The organism is Mesorhizobium sp. WSM3859 (assembly GCF_002295065.1).
In the GTDB taxonomy this organism is placed as follows: domain Bacteria; phylum Pseudomonadota; class Alphaproteobacteria; order Rhizobiales; family Rhizobiaceae; genus Mesorhizobium.
In genome coordinates this window covers 84,824-101,360 of record NZ_NSGG01000002.1, presented here as the reverse complement: position 1 = coordinate 101,360, position 16,537 = coordinate 84,824, and the positions used below count along the sequence as shown (strand labels likewise).

15 protein-coding genes are annotated in these 16,537 nt (G+C 63.4%); 8 read left to right on the top strand and 7 right to left on the bottom strand.

Annotation, left to right across the window (positions count from 1 at the left end; genetic code table 11):
* Positions 1-3: 3 nt before the first annotated feature.
* Both CK230_RS33010 and CK230_RS04170 read right to left on the bottom strand, forming a co-directional pair.
* Positions 4-600, bottom strand: coding sequence for a hypothetical protein (locus tag CK230_RS33010; protein ID WP_176480008.1), 597 nt, complete (start codon positions 598-600; stop codon positions 4-6).
* Between the two features lie 47 nt (positions 601-647).
* Positions 648-1,064, bottom strand: coding sequence for a helix-turn-helix domain-containing protein (locus CK230_RS04170; protein ID WP_095815947.1), 417 nt, complete (start codon positions 1,062-1,064; stop codon positions 648-650).
* 95 nt (positions 1,065-1,159) lie between these two features.
* Here CK230_RS04170 and CK230_RS04165 point away from each other — a divergent pair, with 95 nt between their 5' ends.
* Positions 1,160-1,747, top strand: coding sequence for a dihydrofolate reductase family protein (locus CK230_RS04165; RefSeq protein WP_095815946.1), 588 nt, complete (start codon positions 1,160-1,162; stop codon positions 1,745-1,747).
* A gap of 160 nt (positions 1,748-1,907) precedes the next feature.
* Here the strand turns inward: CK230_RS04165 and CK230_RS04160 are convergent, their stop codons facing one another.
* Together CK230_RS04160 and CK230_RS04155 are read right to left on the bottom strand one after the other, a co-directional pair.
* Positions 1,908-2,165, bottom strand: coding sequence for a hypothetical protein (locus CK230_RS04160; RefSeq protein ID WP_095815945.1), 258 nt, complete (start codon positions 2,163-2,165; stop codon positions 1,908-1,910).
* 108 nt (positions 2,166-2,273) lie between these two features.
* Positions 2,274-4,628, bottom strand: a complete 2,355-nt coding sequence (locus CK230_RS04155; RefSeq protein WP_245429817.1) for a tetratricopeptide repeat protein — start codon at positions 4,626-4,628, stop codon at positions 2,274-2,276.
* Here CK230_RS04155 and CK230_RS33510 point away from each other — a divergent pair.
* Entirely contained in the window at positions 4,572-5,357 is a 786-nt protein-coding gene (locus CK230_RS33510) for a hypothetical protein (RefSeq protein WP_245429816.1), read from the top strand. The genes CK230_RS04155 and CK230_RS33510 overlap by 57 nt on opposite strands.
* On the opposite strand, the gene CK230_RS04150 is transcribed toward CK230_RS33510, so the two are convergent.
* The 3 genes from CK230_RS04150 to CK230_RS04140 all read right to left on the bottom strand — a co-directional run bounded on the left by CK230_RS04150 (position 5,309) and on the right by CK230_RS04140 (position 9,939).
* Positions 5,309-7,648 (bottom strand): tetratricopeptide repeat protein, encoded by a 2,340-nt coding sequence (locus CK230_RS04150; RefSeq protein ID WP_176480007.1) that lies wholly within the window; start codon positions 7,646-7,648, stop codon positions 5,309-5,311. The two genes, CK230_RS33510 and CK230_RS04150, sit on opposite strands and share 49 nt — an antisense overlap.
* A 176-nt stretch (positions 7,649-7,824) precedes the next feature.
* The gene (locus tag CK230_RS04145) at positions 7,825-9,090 is read right to left on the bottom strand and encodes a cytochrome-c peroxidase (RefSeq protein WP_095815942.1); all 1,266 of its coding nucleotides are present in this window, start codon (positions 9,088-9,090) and stop codon (positions 7,825-7,827) included.
* A 390-nt stretch (positions 9,091-9,480) separates the two neighbouring features.
* A complete protein-coding gene (locus CK230_RS04140; RefSeq protein ID WP_095815941.1) occupies positions 9,481-9,939 on the bottom strand; it encodes a MarR family transcriptional regulator in 459 nt (152 codons plus the stop codon).
* Between the two features lie 103 nt (positions 9,940-10,042).
* Between CK230_RS04140 and CK230_RS04135 the strand changes: the two genes are divergently transcribed.
* The 6 genes from CK230_RS04135 to CK230_RS04110 all read left to right on the top strand — a co-directional run bounded on the left by CK230_RS04135 (position 10,043) and on the right by CK230_RS04110 (position 16,533).
* A complete protein-coding gene (locus CK230_RS04135) occupies positions 10,043-10,876 on the top strand; it encodes a p-hydroxycinnamoyl CoA hydratase/lyase (RefSeq protein WP_095815940.1) in 834 nt (277 codons plus the stop codon).
* A 79-nt stretch (positions 10,877-10,955) separates the two neighbouring features.
* The gene (locus CK230_RS04130; RefSeq protein ID WP_095815939.1) at positions 10,956-12,446 is read left to right on the top strand and encodes an AMP-binding protein; all 1,491 of its coding nucleotides are present in this window, start codon (positions 10,956-10,958) and stop codon (positions 12,444-12,446) included.
* 147 nt (positions 12,447-12,593) lie between these two features.
* On the top strand, positions 12,594-13,016 hold the full coding sequence (locus CK230_RS04125) for an OsmC family protein (protein ID WP_095815938.1): 423 nt from the start codon (positions 12,594-12,596) through the stop codon (positions 13,014-13,016).
* 5 nt (positions 13,017-13,021) lie between these two features.
* On the top strand, positions 13,022-13,549 hold the full coding sequence (locus CK230_RS04120; RefSeq protein WP_095815937.1) for a hypothetical protein: 528 nt from the start codon (positions 13,022-13,024) through the stop codon (positions 13,547-13,549).
* A 292-nt stretch (positions 13,550-13,841) separates the two neighbouring features.
* Positions 13,842-14,585 (top strand): 2OG-Fe(II) oxygenase, encoded by a 744-nt coding sequence (locus tag CK230_RS04115; protein ID WP_095815936.1) that lies wholly within the window; start codon positions 13,842-13,844, stop codon positions 14,583-14,585.
* 325 nt (positions 14,586-14,910) lie between these two features.
* Positions 14,911-16,533 (top strand): ABC-F family ATP-binding cassette domain-containing protein, encoded by a 1,623-nt coding sequence (locus CK230_RS04110; protein ID WP_095815935.1) that lies wholly within the window; start codon positions 14,911-14,913, stop codon positions 16,531-16,533.
* Positions 16,534-16,537 lie beyond the last annotated feature (4 nt).

Here is a 16,537-nt window from a genome sequence, read left to right as displayed (position 1 = left end):
CCCTCATGTCCGGTCGCGATAATCCTCGGGCAGCGGCAAAAGCCCGAGCATGGCGGACCGGAAATCCGGCTCCCGGCCCGCCACCGCGCCCATCACCTCATGCAGGCGGTCGACCAAACCATTGAGCCGCCAGTACATTTCACCATTCACTTTGAGGTTTAGCTGCGTCGCGAGCACCGTCTCGCGCAGCTTCAGCGCATCGCGAATGATTGCCTCCGCGTCCGAATGGAACAATCTGTCATAGCGGCTTTTCCGTCTGCCCAACGCGGCTCTCCCTGATATCGAGCAACCGCCCCACCTGCTGACAAAATAGGAAGCCATTCCTCGTCGAGTCAATTCACGCTTGACATATTTGTTCCCTTTTTGTTCACTTTCTAATACAAGCCGCAGGGAGCAGCCGTCGTGGATCACATCATTAGGTTGGACAGCCGCCAGGAAGCCGCGCTTCAGGCGGTCGCCGAGAGCTTTATAGCCCAACACAAGGGCGATGCGGTGAAGGCTCTGAAAGAGATGATCGTGCTGAACAGCCACCTGCAGGAGCGCCTTGACGCACTCAAGACGGCACGCAAGGCGGCCGACTGACACGAAGCGTTTGGACAAAGACTCCGGCCGCACAGGTGGCCGGCGGAGTGCGTATTTCGCCTTCGCTATCCCAGATGTTGCGCCCTGAGCGTCTCCTTCATCCGCTCGAGCGCCGGCTCGCCGCCGGCGGCGAGGTCATCGGCGATTCGGGCAAGCTTGTCGTCGGCATTGCGGTGTTTGCTGCCCCAGGCGCCCAGGGTCGCCAGCACCGGCAACAGGTCGATGCCGGCTTCGGTCAGCCGGTAGATTGCCTTCAGGCCGTGGCTGGGGTCGTCGCTGCGGGTGAGGATACCTTCGTCCTGCAGCGTCTGCAGCCGCTCGGCCAGCGTGCGCGACGAGATGCCTTCGTCGGACAGCAGGAATTCGCGAAAATGCCGTTTCCCGGCGAAAGCCAGGTCGCGGATGATGAGCAGCGTCCAGCGGTCGCCCAAGAGTTCGAGCGAGAGGCTGATCGGGCAGCCGGACCGTCCCTTGATTGCCATCAGTATGCTTCCATTTGTAAATCAATTTACTATTGACACCACTGCCTGGTTGCGTCAAATGGTTCCAAAAGTAAATCATTGGCGACGAGAACCACATGAGGAAGCTGATCCTTCAGATGCAAATGTCGGTGGACGGCTTTGTCGGCTCCGATGAGGATCGTCGTTGGCAGCTGTGGGAATGGGGCGACGACAGCGCCTGGGACGAGGAGCTCAAACAGGATTTCAATGCCGTCTTCATGACCGTCGACACCATCCTGTTGAGCCGCAAGATGGCGGAGGAGGGCTACCTTGCCCATTGGGGCAATGCGGCGAAGAAATATCCGAAGGATCGCTCCTATGCTTTCGCGCGGCGCATCGTCGAGGCTGAGAAGGTGGTGGCGAGCAACAGGCTAGCGGCTTCGCGCTGGGAACGGACACTGGTCGTAAGCGGCGATCTGCCGCGCGAGGTCGATGCGCTGAAGCAGGGCGAGGGCGGCGACATCGCCGTGTTCGGCGGCGCCGGCTTCGCCTCGGCGTTGATCGCCGCCGGCCTGGTCGACCAGTTCCAGCTCTTCATCAATCCGGCGGTGCTGGGGAGAGGCCGTCGCATCTTCGACAGAGGCGGGTTTAGCAGGCTGACGCTCCTCGGCTCGAAGTCCTATGTATGCGGCATGGTGGTGAGCCGCTACGCACCGGCGCCGTGAGAGGCCGAGGACAGCGCAGAACGACCTACCTTGAATCAATTCGGCAACGTGCCTTCCTAAAGCGCGTCGCGATCTTTCAGATTCGCTCTATGCGCTTTAGGTTTTTGATTTTGCGCATGTCTTTATCCCGAAACCGGTTACCACTTTCGGGAGACATGCTTTAACTGGCTGTGCGGCCGTGTTTTTCCAAAGCCAGCAACCTGCCATCGGCGCTCTGACCGATGACCCGCAGCCACGCAACCCGCCGGCCGCCTTGCGGCCAAGGCATAGGATCATTCGCCACGGCGGCGAACCAGCGCGCTTCGCGCGATGTAAGTCCGATTAGCACCCGGCCGGCAAATTCCACCGGCGCGTCGTTGATCGTATCAACCACCGCCCAACTGTGATGGGGCGGCTCCTGCACCGCGACGAACCTCATTCGAGCCCCCGCTCTGATGAGATTCTAATATAGCAGATGCTGATTGTCGTTCCTATGACCTGGCTCACATTGGCCGCTCGCCGTCAGGCGAAAAAACTTCCCTTGTCCTCAGGGCGAGGCATGAAGCATCTGCAAGGCCATGAGGGCGGCACGGTATTCGATGAAATCCTTGGGGCAATCCTTCACAGCAAGCCGGTAGAGCCGAAGAGCATCATCAGATTGCCCCTGGGTCCGCTCGACCTCCGCCGTATAGAAGTTGACCTCGCAGACCTGTCCCTGTCTGGTAGCTGGGTGGGGATCTTGGGCCGCGGCAAGGGTCTCGGCCGGTGTCTTGTCACCGAGCAGCATGCGAACCACCGGGGCCGGCCATTTTGTCATGTCGAGCTCACCCACGGCTTCTCGCAGATGGCCGGGAATCCCGGCACGCCGCTCAGCCAGCTCGCGCCAGATGGCGATATAGGTTTGCTTTGGCTCCAGCGCGGCTGCCTGTGCTAGATCAGCCGGCGCCTTCGCCTGCTCCCCATCGGTATGGAGATACAGCATGCCCCGGGCGGCATAGGTGCGGCCGTCCTTTGGATCGAGCCTGATCGCTTCATCGTAATCGGCGCGGGCGCGGTCATATTTGCCTTTTGCGGTCCAGGCGACGCCTCGATTCTGATACGCCTTCACGGTTTTGGCGTCGAGGTCGATCGCACGGTCGTAGTCGGCCATGGCAAGGTCGTAGTCGCCCTTGTTGCTCCAGGCGAAGCCGCGATCATTATAGGCCATCGCGAATTTTGGATCGAGCGCAATCGCCTTGTCGTAGTCGGCGATGGCGCGGTCATTGTCACCTTTATCGAGCCGTATCGCGGCGCGTCTGTAATAGGCGCGCATCATTTTCGGATCGAGGTCTATTGCCTTGTCGTAGTCGGCGACGGCTTTGTCGGCATCACCCTTGTTCGCCCAGGCCAGGCCCCGGTTGAAATAGTTGGAAGCATCGTTCGGGCCGAGGCTGACCGCAATGTCGAAATCAGCAATGGCGCCGTCGAGGTCGTTTCTCATGCCGCGCGCGATTGCACGGTTGGCATAGGTGATCACGTGTTTCGGGTCGAGGCTGAGCGCTTTGTCATAGTCCGCGATGGCGCGGTCAGGATCATTCTTCGCCGCCCATATCAGCCCCCGGTTGTTGTAGGCATCGATATTGTTCGGGTCGGCGTTGATCGCCTGATCGTAGTCGGCGATCGCGCGTTCATTGTCCTGCCTGGCGGCCCAGGTCATGCCGCGATTGTAGTAGGCCAACGTATATTTCGGATCGAGACTGATGGCCTGTCCAAAATCCGCAAGGGCGCGATCGGGATCGCCCTTGCGCATCCAGGCCAGTCCCCGGTTGTTGAAGGTCTCGGCGCGCTTGGGATCGAGATCGACCGATGTGTTGAAATCGGTCAGCGCCCGGTCATAGTCGCCTTTGTTGAGCCAGACGTAGCCCCGGCCGTTAAAGGCGTCGGCCTGTTTGGGCGCAAGGCTGATTGTCTTGTCGAAATTGGCCAGGCCCTGGTCGAGATCGCCAGCTTCGGAATAGATTTCGCCCAAATATGCGTAGGCCACGGCCCGAGCCGGATCGAGATGAATCGCCTGCTTGAAGTCGGCGATGGCCCGATCGATTTCTCCCTTGATTTTAAAAACTCGGCCGCGCTCGACATAGATATCCGGCTTTGTTGGATCGAGGCTGATCGCCCGGGTGTAGTCGGCGATGGCGTTGGCGTTGTCGCCTTTCGCGAACCACGCGATACCCCTATTGAAATAAGCGTTGAGAAAATTCGGGTCGAGCGCGATCGCCTTATCGTAGTCAGCAAGCGCGTGATCGAAGTCACCCGTGCTTGCACGCGCCAGCCCGCGATTGGCATAAGGTTGAGGGTGATTTGGGTCGAGACTTATCGCTTTTTCATAGTCAAGGAACGCGTGGTCGAAATCCCCTTTTGCCGCCCGCGCCAAGCCACGATTGTTGTAGGCGTCGACAAATGTCGGGTCTAGCGCGATAGCTTGGTCGTAGTCGGCTATGGCACCGTCAGGGTCGCCGAGATCGGCTTTGACAGAACCGCGTGCGTAATAAGCGGTCGAGAATTTCGGCTCGAGTGCGATGGCCGTGTTGTAATCGGCGAGTGCGCGGCCTTTGTCCACCTTGCCCGGCCGGCCAGACAACACCGCCCCTCTGCTGTAATAGGCTTGTCCGAACTTCGGCTCGAGGCCGACGGCCGCATCGAAATCGCTCAGTGCGCGGTCCTGATCCCCCTTGCTGTACCAGGCAAGACCCCGATTGTAGCGTACGCTGGCATCTTTCGGGTCGAGCGTGACGACCACGTCATAGTCCGCAATGGCGCCGTCATAGTCGCGCTTGTCCATCCGGGCGTTGCCGCGCCGGTAAAGGGCGTGCAGGTTCTTCGGGGCCAGGCTGATGACCTTCTCATAGTCGAGAAGCGCGCGCACCCTGTCGTTCTTGCTGCCCCAGGCATCGGCCCGGCTGTTCAGCGAATCAATATCGTTCGGCTTCAACTTCAGCCCATCGTCGAAATCGGCGATGGCGCCGTCATTGTCGCCTTTGCTGGACCGGATCAGTCCGCGATTGTGGAAGGCTCTGGCATCCTTCGGGTTGAGCTCGATCGCCTTGCCGTAGTCCCCAACGGCATTGTCGTCCTCGCCCTTGTAGGAATATGCGACACCGCGATTGTAGTAATATTCGCCATTCTTGGGATCGAGGCTGATCGCCTGGCTGAGATCGGCGATCGCTTTGTCCTGATCGCCCTTGAGTATCCAACTGATTCCACGGTTGTAGTAGCCATCGGCCTGGATCGGATCGAGGTCGATCATGGCGCTGAAATCGGCGATAGCGCGGTCATAGTCATGTCGTTCCGCCCATACATTGCCGCGCTTGAAATAGGCGATGACATGGTTGCGGCGTGGCTCCGTCGCGTCGTCGATGATGCGTGTGCAGGCCTGGATGCGAACCGTCTGATCGACCTCGTCGTCGCTGACACAGTCGCTCCTGGCAGCGAGGGCAGGGAGCATGCAGGCGAGCAGAAATATACTGGCGGCGAGGATCGGTCGGCCGAAGCGGAGCCCATTCAACCCCGAGCCCGGCAGCGGGGACGGCATGTTTATCTTCGCGTTCATTGCGCCAACTCGTGCAATGCGGCCTTGGCCGCGGCACGCTCGTAATAGGCATTGGGGCAGTCCCTGGCTGCGCCGCGATAAAGCCGCAGCGCTTCGTCGCCTCGTCCTTCAACATGGGCGAGCTCGGCGGCGAAGAGGGTCGCCTCGCAGCGGTTGCCGCTTTGCTTGAACGGGTTCGAGTCCGCGGACGCCGCCATGGCTTCCGCCAGGCTTGTTTCGCCAAGCAGCATGCGCACCGCCGGCGCCGGCCATTTCTTCATGTCGAGTTTGGCCGTCGCCTCGCGCAGGTGACCAGGCCCGCCCCCGAGCCGCTCTGCGAGATAGAGCCACATGGCAAGATAGGCATCGCTGGGCTTGAGCATTGCGGCCCGTCGGAAATCGGCGGCGGCCCTCTCCGCCGCGCCGGAATGGAAGCTGATCATGCCGCGGCCGAGATAGACGTAGGCAATCTTCGGGTCGAGTGTGATTGCCTTGTCATAGTCGGCCACGGCGCGGGCATAATCGCCCTTGGTCAACCAGATGAAGCCGCGGCCGTCATAGGTTTGGGCATTTTGGGGATCGAGCTCGAACGCGCGAGCGAAGTCGGCGATCGCGCGTTCGTATTCGCCCATTGAGATCCAGACATTGCCACGACCATGGAAGTATCTGGGATTGGCTGGATTGAGCGCGAGAGCCAGATCGAAATCGGCCAGCGCGCGCTTGTTTTCGCCTTTGTGCGACCAGGAGTCGCCGCGGTTGACAAGGGCGCTGGCATCGTTGCCGTCGATGGAAAGCGTCCGGTTGTAGTCGGCGATGGCCTGGTCGTAATTGTCTCTGCGCACCCAGGCATTGCCCCGATTATAGAACGCGGTGGCTTGCTTCGGATCGAGTGCAATGGCCTTGCCATAGTCAGCCATCGCGCGATCGTCATCGCCCTTGGCCGCCCAGACAAGCCCACGGTCGTTGTAAGCGCCGGCATCTTTCGGGTCGAGGCCGATCGCCTTGTCGGCATCGGCCATTGCGCGGTCGAGATCGCCCTTGTGCCGCCAGGCGAGGCCACGGTCGTCGTAATATGTGGCGTTCTTCGGATTCAGGCTGATCGCACGGTCATAATCGGCGATGGCCCGGTCGTAGTCGCCCATCTTTTTCCATACCAGGCCTCTGTCGTAGTAATTGCTCGCGTTCGCTGGGTCGAGACCGACCGCCTGATTGTAATCGGCTATTGCGCGGTCATAGTCCATCTTTCGCGACCAGATCGAGGCGCGGACGCCATAGGCATCCGAACCTTTGGGATCGATGCTGATCGCCCGGTTGCAATCGGCCGCAGCGCGCTCATAGTTGCCCGCCTGCACCCAGGTTATGGCGCGCAGGACGTAAACGAGCGGATTGCTCGGATTGATGGCGGCAGCCCGGTCGTAATCGGCCACGGAGCGCTGGTACTGTCCTTTCCGTCTCCAGGCCGAACCTCTGTCGACGTAGATAACCGCCTCCTTGAAACCAGCCTCGACAGCTTTGTCGAAATCAGCGATGGCACGATCGTCGTCGCCCTTGCCGGCCGAGGCTAGACCGCGATGGTAATATGCGTCGGAATCCTCCGGGTTGAGGCGGATCGCTTGGCTATAGTCTTCTATGGCCTTGTCGTGTTCACCCTTGCGGGCCAGGATAAGGGCGCGGTCGTAGTAGGCATTGGCGCCCATCGGGTCGAGCTTGATCACTTCGCTGTAGTCGGCGATTGCGCGGTCGAGTTGGTTCTTTTTCACCAAGGCCGAGGCCCGATTATAGTAGACGTTGACGTCTCCCGGCGTACGGGCCACGACCTGGTCGAAGTCGGCGATGGCGCGGTCGTAATCGGCCTTGCCGAAGAAGACGAGGCCGCGATTGTAATAGGCGTCGGCGTCCTTTGGGTTGATCGTGATGGTTCGGCTAAAATCGGCGATGGCGCGATCGCTGTCGCCTTTGCGATTCCAGGCGAGGCCGCGATTGAAATACGCCTCGAAGTCTTTCGGGTTGATCTTGATGGCCTCGCCGTAGTCGGCGATGGCGCGATCGTCGTCGCCTTTGCGGGTCCACGCGATGCCACGGTTGAAGTGCGCGTCCCCGTCGCTCGGATTGATTTTGATCGCCTCGCCATAGTCGGCAATTGCGCGATCCTTGTCGCCCTGATTGAGGAAGGCGCTGCCGCGGATCACAAAGGCCGCGGCGCGGTTGTTCTTCGTCTCGGATCGATCCTCGATGATCTGCGTGCAGGCAACGATGCGACGCGCCGGATCGACCGTCTGGCCGCCGCAGGCCGGATGGTCGTCATACTCCTGAACGGCGGCCGCTGCCGGTGAAGCAAGCATAAGCGGCAGCAGCAAGCAGGCCATTGCCCGCCATGAAGGCCTGAGCCAAATCCGGATCAATTCCACCCACCCCGCCGACCGAAACCCGCAGCGCCGCTGCCAGCGGCGTCGGTCCATTCTAGCCGAGCCGTTTCAGCGGGCAATCGCTGGTTGCCTCCGAGGATCGATTATCGGACAGCGCTGGCTGAGCCTCACTGTCCCGCCTGGTCGGCGTCGGTGAGCGTTCCGAGGAAGGCGACGATGTCGTCGATCTCGGCGTCGGTCAGCGCCGGCTTGTCGCCGGGCTTTCTGCCGTTGAAGGGCGGGTCGGTGTTGAGGTTCGGCCAGTAGGTCTTTGGCAGGTCGTCGAATTTGTTCACTGTGCCGCCGGCCCTCTTCGGATACCAGCGCCCGGGATCCGTGTCGCGGCTGGCGTAGAAGGCGACCGCCTCGCGCAACGTGTGGAAATAGCCATTGTGGAAGAAGCTTTTGCGCAAGGCCACGTTGCGCAGCGTCGGCGTCTTGAACAGGCCGCAATATTCGGTGCGGCCCTTGAAGTCGGTGCGCAGCGGACCGCACAGCCCAAGGTCGAAGTAATCCGGATCGGCATTGGCGGGGATGGCCGGATTGCGCGGCACGGCGATCGCGATCAGTCCGTAGTCGGTGAATTGCGGCGGCTCGCCGTCATTGGCGGGCTCGCTGAGATGGCAGCTCGCGCAATTGCCCTTCGCCTCGTCCTCGAACAGCATGCGTCCACGCATTTCCTGCGCCGAAAGCTGCGCCTCGCCGGCAAGGAAGGCGTCGTAGCGGCTGGAATAGGGATAGAAATCGGCGCTGCTCTGCTCGAATGTGCCGAGCGCTTCCACCGCGGCGTCGAAAGCGTCCTGCGGATTGTCGAAGACATCGGCGCCGAAGGCAGCCTTGAAGGCCTCTGCATAGGGCGCCTTGCGCAGGCTGGCGGCCACCTGGGCCTCGTCCTTGTTGCCCATCTCGAAGGGCGAGAGCAGCGGGATCCTCGCCTGGTCCTTGCCGTGGTCGGCGCGGCCATCCCAGGTCAGGCCGCCGGTCGGGCCGTTGTCGACGCTTTCGTCGCCTTCGTCCTCGGAGTCGTGGAAATGCTCGGTGAAGGCAGGCGCCGCCTGCAAATAGCGCAGCGACGGCACCGCGCGGACGCCGGGCTGGTCGAGCTTGGCTCCGCCCATCTCGACCGGCGAGGCCGAGGTCGGTCCGAAGGCGTGGTTGGGATCGTGGCAGGACGAGCAGGCCTGCTTGCCCGATGCCGACAGCGAAGGGTCGAAGAACATCTTCCGCCCAAGCGCCGTCAGCACTTCGGCCCGCGCATAAGCTTCCTGGCGCGACATGGGACCAGGATGGACTCCCGACGGCTCAGCCGTGCCGGCAGGCGCGGTGAAGCCGACGGTCGAAGCCGCCACAAGGGCGATCGCGTGATTCCTCAATCCCATCGTCTTCCGCGACATCCTTGATTTCTTTCGCCAAGTTTCCTTCGCGACGTAAGGACCGGGTGCAACGGATTGATGACCGGCTTTCCCGCTCACGCAGTACGACACCACCTCGATCCTGCGCTTCATCACCAACCGCTGCGACCTGCCGGTGCTGCAAGGCATCGTCGCCCGCGACAAGGCGCTGCGCAACCACGACCAGCCGCCGATGGGCGACCTGACAACGGCGCTGGATCTGACGCGGTGAGGGCGTGAAGCAAGCCCGTCCCTCACACCCCCTCTGTCCTGCCGGGCAGAGGGGAACTGTCCCGCCAGCCTCTCCGATGTTCCCTCTGCGCAGTAGCTTGACTCGACCCGGCAGAATGCGCCGTCATCGGATTGTTTTGCTTGAGTGGGAGCGCGGCGCGCTCACTCCGCCTCGTCTGTCCAGATCAGGCGCAGCAGCCGCAGCAGCGTCGCCCGTTCCTTCCTGCTGAGACGCTGCAGGAATCGGTTTTCGTGCCGGCGCACCTTGAGCCGCCAGGCGGGCATTGCCGCCTTGGCCGCCCCGGTCAGGCTGAGTTTCCGCACGCGCTTGTCCTCCGCATGATCGTCGCGCTCGATCAGGCCGCGCTCCTCCAACTCGGCGAGCAGCGGCGCCATGTTGGCGCTCTTCATGCCGAGCAGCCGGCAGAGCTCGGCGGCGCGGATGCCCGGCCGTTCGTCGATCAGCGCCAGCATGGCATAGGTCACCGGCCGCAGTGACGCTTCCGCCATCTCCACGGAAAAATCGTTGAGCGCCAGCGCCGATGCGCGCCGCAAATTGTAGCCGATCTGTGCGTCGAGCGCGTCCTCGTCGGGGACATCGCGAACCCTGGTCTCATCCATGCCCGATCGATCGCCGCAAGCCATGCCCTTGTCAAGGCAAAAAGACTATGCGACATAGCAAAGATAAAGCTATGCAGCATAGCAATCGGAGGAGGAGATCGGCATGACCGGGAAGACCAGTGAAACCGAAGACGCGGTTGCCTTCGATGTCGAGGACGGCATCGCCTGGGTGCGCTTCAACCGGCCGGCCAAGCGCAACTCGATGAGCCCGACGCTCAACCGGCGCATGATGCAGGTTCTCGACGAGCTCGAATTCCGGCACGATGTTGGCGTTCTGGTGTTGTCAGGTGAGGGCGCCGCCTGGTCGGCCGGCATGGACCTCAAGGAATATTTTCGCGAGACCGAGGCGAAAGGCCTGGGCGCGGTGCGCAAGGCGCAATCCGAAGCCTATGGCTGGTGGCGGCGGCTGCGCTGGTACCGAGTGCCGACCATCGCCATGGTCAATGGCTGGTGCTTCGGCGGCGGCTACGGCCCGCTGTTTGCCTGCGACCTCGCCTTTGCCGCCGACGAGGCGCAGTTCGCGCTCTCCGAGATCAACTGGGGCATCCTGCCCGGCGGCGGCGCCACCAAGGTGGTGGTCGATCTCCTATCCATGCGCGATGCCATGTATCACGCGCTGACCGGCGAACTGATCGACGGCCGCAAGGCGGCGGCCTGGAAGCTGGTCAATGAGAGCGTGCCGCTCAGCGGGCTCAAGGCGCGCGTCGCCGAAGTGGCCGGGGTCCTGTTGAAGAAGAACCCGGTCGCGCTCAAGGCGACCAAGGATGCTATTCGCCGCGTCGCCGAGATGACCTACGACAATGCCGAGGACTATCTGGTGCGCGCGCAGGAGGCGGCGAATTCCTTCGACAATGAAGGCCGCAAGGAAGGCATCCGCCAGTTCATCGACGAAAAGAGCTACAAGCCCGGCCTCGGCGCCTACGACAAGGCGAGATGATCCGGAATGACCTGACGCCGTGACGGCACAGATGCCGGCCGGCAACTGATACGGCGCGTGACACGGGAGGAGAACGCAAATGCCGGCCTGGACGACACCCGACCCTGTCGCCCTGCATGCCCGGGCGCAGCCAGATCGCCTCGCTTGCGTCGACCTCGCATCCGGGCGCAACTGGACCTACGCGGCGCTCGACGACGCCATCCAGCGCGCGGTCGCTGTGCTCGAAAACAATCGCATCGGGCAGGGGCAGCGGATCGCCGCGCTCGCCCGCAACAGCGCCGACCTCGTCATCCTGCAACAGGCCGCGATGCGTCTTGGCGCTATTTTCGTGCCGGTCAACTGGCGGCTCGCCGTGCCCGAGTGCCAGGCTATCCTTGCCGATTGCGGTCCCTTGCTTCTGGTGCACGACGCCGACCTGGACATCGCAGCGCCGTCCGGTTGCATGCCTGTCGCGGTCGTACGCTTCGCGGCGGCGGTGGAAGCGGCGGCGCCGGCGCCGCGCCGTCCCTTGCCGGAAGCCGACCGGCCTTCGATCATCCTCTACACCTCAGGCACGTCGGGCCGGCCCAAGGGCGTCATCGTGACAGAGGCCAACGCTTTCGCCACCGCCGTCAATTTCGGTGTCGTCGGCCGCGTCGGCCATGACAGCATCGTCCTTTGCGACGCGCCGATGTTTCATGTCATCGGCCTGATCACCAATCTTCGCCCCGTCCTGCTGAAGGGCGGCACGGTCCTGATCTCCTCCGGCTTCGACGCCGGCGCCACCAATCGCCGGCTGGCCGATCCGGCGCTCGGCGTCACCCATTATTTCTGCGTGCCGCAGATGGCGAAGATGCTGCGCGAGCATGCAAGCTTCGCGCCCGCGCGCTGGACGTCGCTCAAGGCCCTTTTCACCGGCGGCGCGCCGAACCCCGCCGCGGATGTGCTTTGGTGGCTCCAGCAGGGCGTGCTCATGGCCGACGGCTACGGCATGACGGAAGCCGGCACTGTGCTCTGCGTGCCGCAGCAGGCGGATCGCATTGCCGTCAAGGCGGGGTCCGCCGGCCTGCCGGCGCCGTCGGTTTCGCTGCGCATCGTCGATGACGCCGGCAACGATGTCGCGCCGGGCGACACGGGCGAGATCTGGCTCGCCGGCCCCAACGTCACGCCGGGCTATTGGAACCGGCCGGACGAGACGGCGAGCGCCTTCAGCGCGGACGGCTGGTTCCGCACCGGCGACATGGCGCGGCGCGACGACGACGGTTTCGTGACCCTGGTCGACCGCCGCAAGGACATGTTCATCTCCGGCGGCGAGAACGTCTTCCCGGCCGAGGTCGAGACGGCGCTGCTTGCCCATCCCGACATCACCGAGGCGGCGGTGATCGGCATCGCCGACGCGCGCTGGGGCGAGGTCGGCCGCGCCTTCGTCGTGCTGCGGCCCGGCCGCGCGCTCGACTCCGAGGCGCTGGTCAGCCACTGCGCCGCGCACATCGCCCGCTATAAGGTGCCCAAGGAATTCCGGGCGGTGGCAGCGCTGCCGCGCACGGCGTCGGGCAAGGTTCAGAAGCAGGTGCTGCGGGGGCTGGCATAAGCAGCGCAAGGGGGGAATAAGCGCGGCGACCGGTTCCAAGAGGCTTGCGCCCGCCCGCGTTGCCTCCTTTGCATTCAGCGATTGCCCTGTTGAATTCATGCCCGCTATGACAGATCTGTCAGCCATGCCGGCCGGAAGGATTTTGCAATGAGCGAGCTGAAGATCAGAACCCGCAACACTGGCGCGCTTGCCGTCATGCCGCCGGGCGGCCTGCCGGTCGTCACCACGCCGACCGGCGGCACGATCGACGTCGTCACCCAGGTGAGCGCGCCGGGCTTCAATCCGCTCGATCTGCTCTACGCCTCGCTGGCCGCCTGCATGGTGCTCAGCGCCCGCATCGCCGCAACCCGCCTCGGCGTCGCCGACCGGCTGGGCGAGGTGAGGGCGGATGTCGGCGGCGAGAAGGCGAAGGACGAGCCCTCGCGGGTCGAGGCATTCAACATCAAGCTCGAGATCACCGGCGATCTCGACGCCGCGACGAAAGAGCGGATCCTGGCTGACGCCGAGGACATCTGCACCGTCTCCAACACGCTGCGCGGCGCGCCGATGTTGCACGCGACGCTCGGGTGAGGCCGATGGCGCATCTCTCCGCGATCGACTACGCCACCGCCTCCGACGAGATCCGCGCCGAGCACGACCGCGAGCTTAGGCTGCGCGGCCGCATGACCAACATGAAACGCATCCTGCTGCATTCGCCGGCCGCCCACCGCATCTACGCCGAATGGTTCACGCTGCGCGACCTTCTCAAGCCCACACTCGACGACCGAGCTATCTGGCTGTTCTCCAAGGAGATTGCCGAGACGAAGCATGCCGAGGTCCCCGTGACCTTCTTCCGCAGGGCGCTCATCGACAATGGCCTCGATCCCGAGGCGATCGAGCTCACCGCGGATGAGGCGCTTTTGATCGGATTCGGCAAAGCGGTCGCGGCCGATGCCAACGCCGTTCCGGACGAGACCTGGGCCGCGCTCAAATCGCGCTATGACGAAACGCTGCTGGTCAACCTCACAGCCTTCGCCGGCATCATGGTCGCGACCTGCGTGTTCACCGGTGCGGTGAAGGTCGATCTCGATCCGGAGCTGGAGAGGTATAGCAGAAAAGGCTGAGACGACAGAGAGCCAATCTCCCCCCTTGCGGGGGAGATGCCCGGCAGGGCAGAGGGGGGTGCTGTCCCGCCTGCTTATCCGCGCAAATAGCGACAGCTTCCGGAAGCTGCTTCGCTTGGAAAGGACAAGCCAGAGAGGGTTGCGTTCCTTCACACCCCCCTCTGGCCTGCCGGCCATCTCCCCCGCAAGGGGGGAGATCAGCAGTTCCATCGTAGGCACCCACCTCCGCAGGAATCGGGTGGCCCCGCATCGGCCTTCGCCCCACTTTGATGGCAAGCGAAGGAGCCAATTCATGACCATCCACTCCCTGAACACCAAACGTGCCAGTCGCTCGGCCGAATCCCGCGTCGCCGCGCAGGATTGGCGCGGCATCGTCTCCGACCTCAACGCCCATGGCTGCGCCGTCATGCCCAGCCTGCTGTCGGCGGAAGAATGCGCCGACATCGCCGGCCTCTATCCGCATGTGGAGCATTTCCGCAGCCATGTGGTGATGGCCCGCCACGGCTTCGGCAAAGGCGAATACCGCTACTTCAACTACCCGCTGCCGGACCTGATCGAGGGTCTGCGCACTGCGCTCTATCCGCAACTGGCCACGGTCGCCAACGACTGGAACGAGAAGATGGGCGTGGCGCTTCGCTATCCTGCTGACCACGCCGCTTTCCTGAAACGCTGCCACGACGAAGGCCAGACGAGGCCGACGCCGCTTCTGCTGCAATACGGCCCCGGCGACTTCAACTGCCTGCACCAGGACCTTTATGGTGCGCTCGCCTTTCCGCTGCAGGTGGCGATCCTGTTGTCCGAGCCCGGCGAGGATTTTACCGGCGGCGAGTTCGTGCTCACCGAACAGCGCCCGCGCATGCAAAGCCGCGCCGAGGTGGTGCCGCTCAAGCGCGGCGACGCAGTGGTATTTGCGGTGCATAACCGGCCGGTGCAGGGCACCAAGGGGTACTATCGGGTGAATTTGCGGCATGGCGTCAGCCGGTTGCGGTCGGGGCGGCGGCATACGGTGGGGATCATCTTCCACGACGCGAAGTAGGCGCGGCGACGGAGCGCTCAATCTCCCCCCTTGTGGGGGAGATGCCCGGCAGGGCAGAGGGGGGCGCTGTCCCGCCGACTTCCGAAGGCTTGGGTTCCTCGCCCCCGCCAAAGGCGGGGGAGAGGTGTCCGCGAAGCGGACGGAGAGGGGGTCTTCGTAGGGCGCTCCCCCTCTCCGTCTCGGCTGCGCCGAGCCACCTCTCCCCCACTTCGTGGGGGCGAGGAACCTTCATCCTGCGGCGCTTCTGCCTCTTCCCTCGGCACCCTCATTCGCGTACACGCCCGGGCAAATCCCGCCACATCAGCGCAGTTTCCCGGACCGTCCCATGATCCGTCTCGAAAATATCGGCAAGCAGAACGGCCGACAGATCGTCTTCATCGAAGCTTCGGCCGCCTTGCAGAAGGGCGAGAAGGTCGGGCTGGTCGGCCCGAACGGCGCCGGCAAGACGACCTTGTTCCGCATGATCATCGGTGAGGAGCAGCCGGACGAGGGCCAAGTCTCGGTCGATCGCGGCGTCACCATCGGCTATTTCAGCCAGGATGTCGGCGACATGGGGGGATTGAGCGCCGTCGCGGAAGTCATGGAAGGCGCCGGACCGGTGAGCGCCGTGGCCGCGGAGATGCGCGAGCTGGAGCACGCCATGGGCGATCCCGAGCGCGCCGACGAGATGGACGCCATCATCGAGCGCTACGGCGAGTTGCAGCACCGCTTCGAGGAACTCGATGGCTATGCGCTCGATGGCCGCGCCCGCGAGGTGCTGGACGGCCTCGGCTTTTCCCAGGAGATGATGGACGGCGACGTTTCAAAACTTTCCGGCGGCTGGAAGATGCGCGTCGCGCTTGCCCGCATCCTGCTGATGCGGCCCGATGTGATGCTGCTCGACGAGCCGTCGAACCATCTCGACCTCGAAAGCCTGATCTGGCTGGAAAAATTCCTCAAGGATTATGACGGCGCGCTGTTGATGACCTCGCACGACCGCGAGTTCATGAACCGCATCGTCAACAAGATCATCGAGATCGACGCCGGCGCGCTCACCTCCTATTCCGGCAACTACGAATTCTACCAAGAGCAGCGGGCTCTCGCCGACAAGCAGCTGCAGGCGCAGTTCGAGCGCCAGCAGGCGATGCTGGCCAAGGAGATCGCCTTCATCGGGCGCTTCAAGGCGCGCGCTTCGCATGCCGCGCAGGTGCAGAGCCGGGTGAAGAAGCTCGACAAGATCGACCGCGTCGAGCCGCCGAAGCGCCGCCAGACCGTGGCCTTCGAGTTCCAGCCGGCGCCGCGCTGCGGCGAGGACGTGGCGACGTTGAAGGGCATCCACAAATCCTATGGCAGCCGCAATATCTATTCAGGCCTCGACTTCCAGATCCGCCGCCGCGAGCGCTGGTGCGTCATGGGCGTCAACGGCGCCGGCAAGTCGACGCTGCTGAAACTGGTCGCAGGCGCCTTCGAGCCGGACGAAGGCTCCGTCGCGCGGGGTCCCAGCGTCAAGATGGGCTATTTCGCCCAGCACGCCATGGAATTGCTCGACGGCGAGCGCACCGTCTTCCAGACGCTGGAGGATAACTTCCCGCAGGCCGGCCAGGCGCCGCTGCGAGCGCTTGCTGGCTGCTTCGGCTTTTCCGGCGACGAGATCGAGAAGAAGTGCCGCGTGCTGTCAGGCGGCGAGAAGGCGCGGCTGGTGATGGCGCTGATGCTGTTCGACCCGCCCAACCTCCTGGTGCTCGACGAGCCGACCAACCACCTCGACATCACCACTAAGCAGATGCTGATCGAGGCGCTGTCGCAGTACGAAGGGACGATGCTCTTCGTCTCGCATGACCGCCATTTCCTGGCGGCGCTGTCGAACCGCGTGCTGGAGCTCACGCCCGATGGCATCCACACCTATGGCGGCGGCTACACCGAATATGTCGCGCGCACCGGCCAGGAAGCGCCGGGGCTGAGAGGGTAGCGAT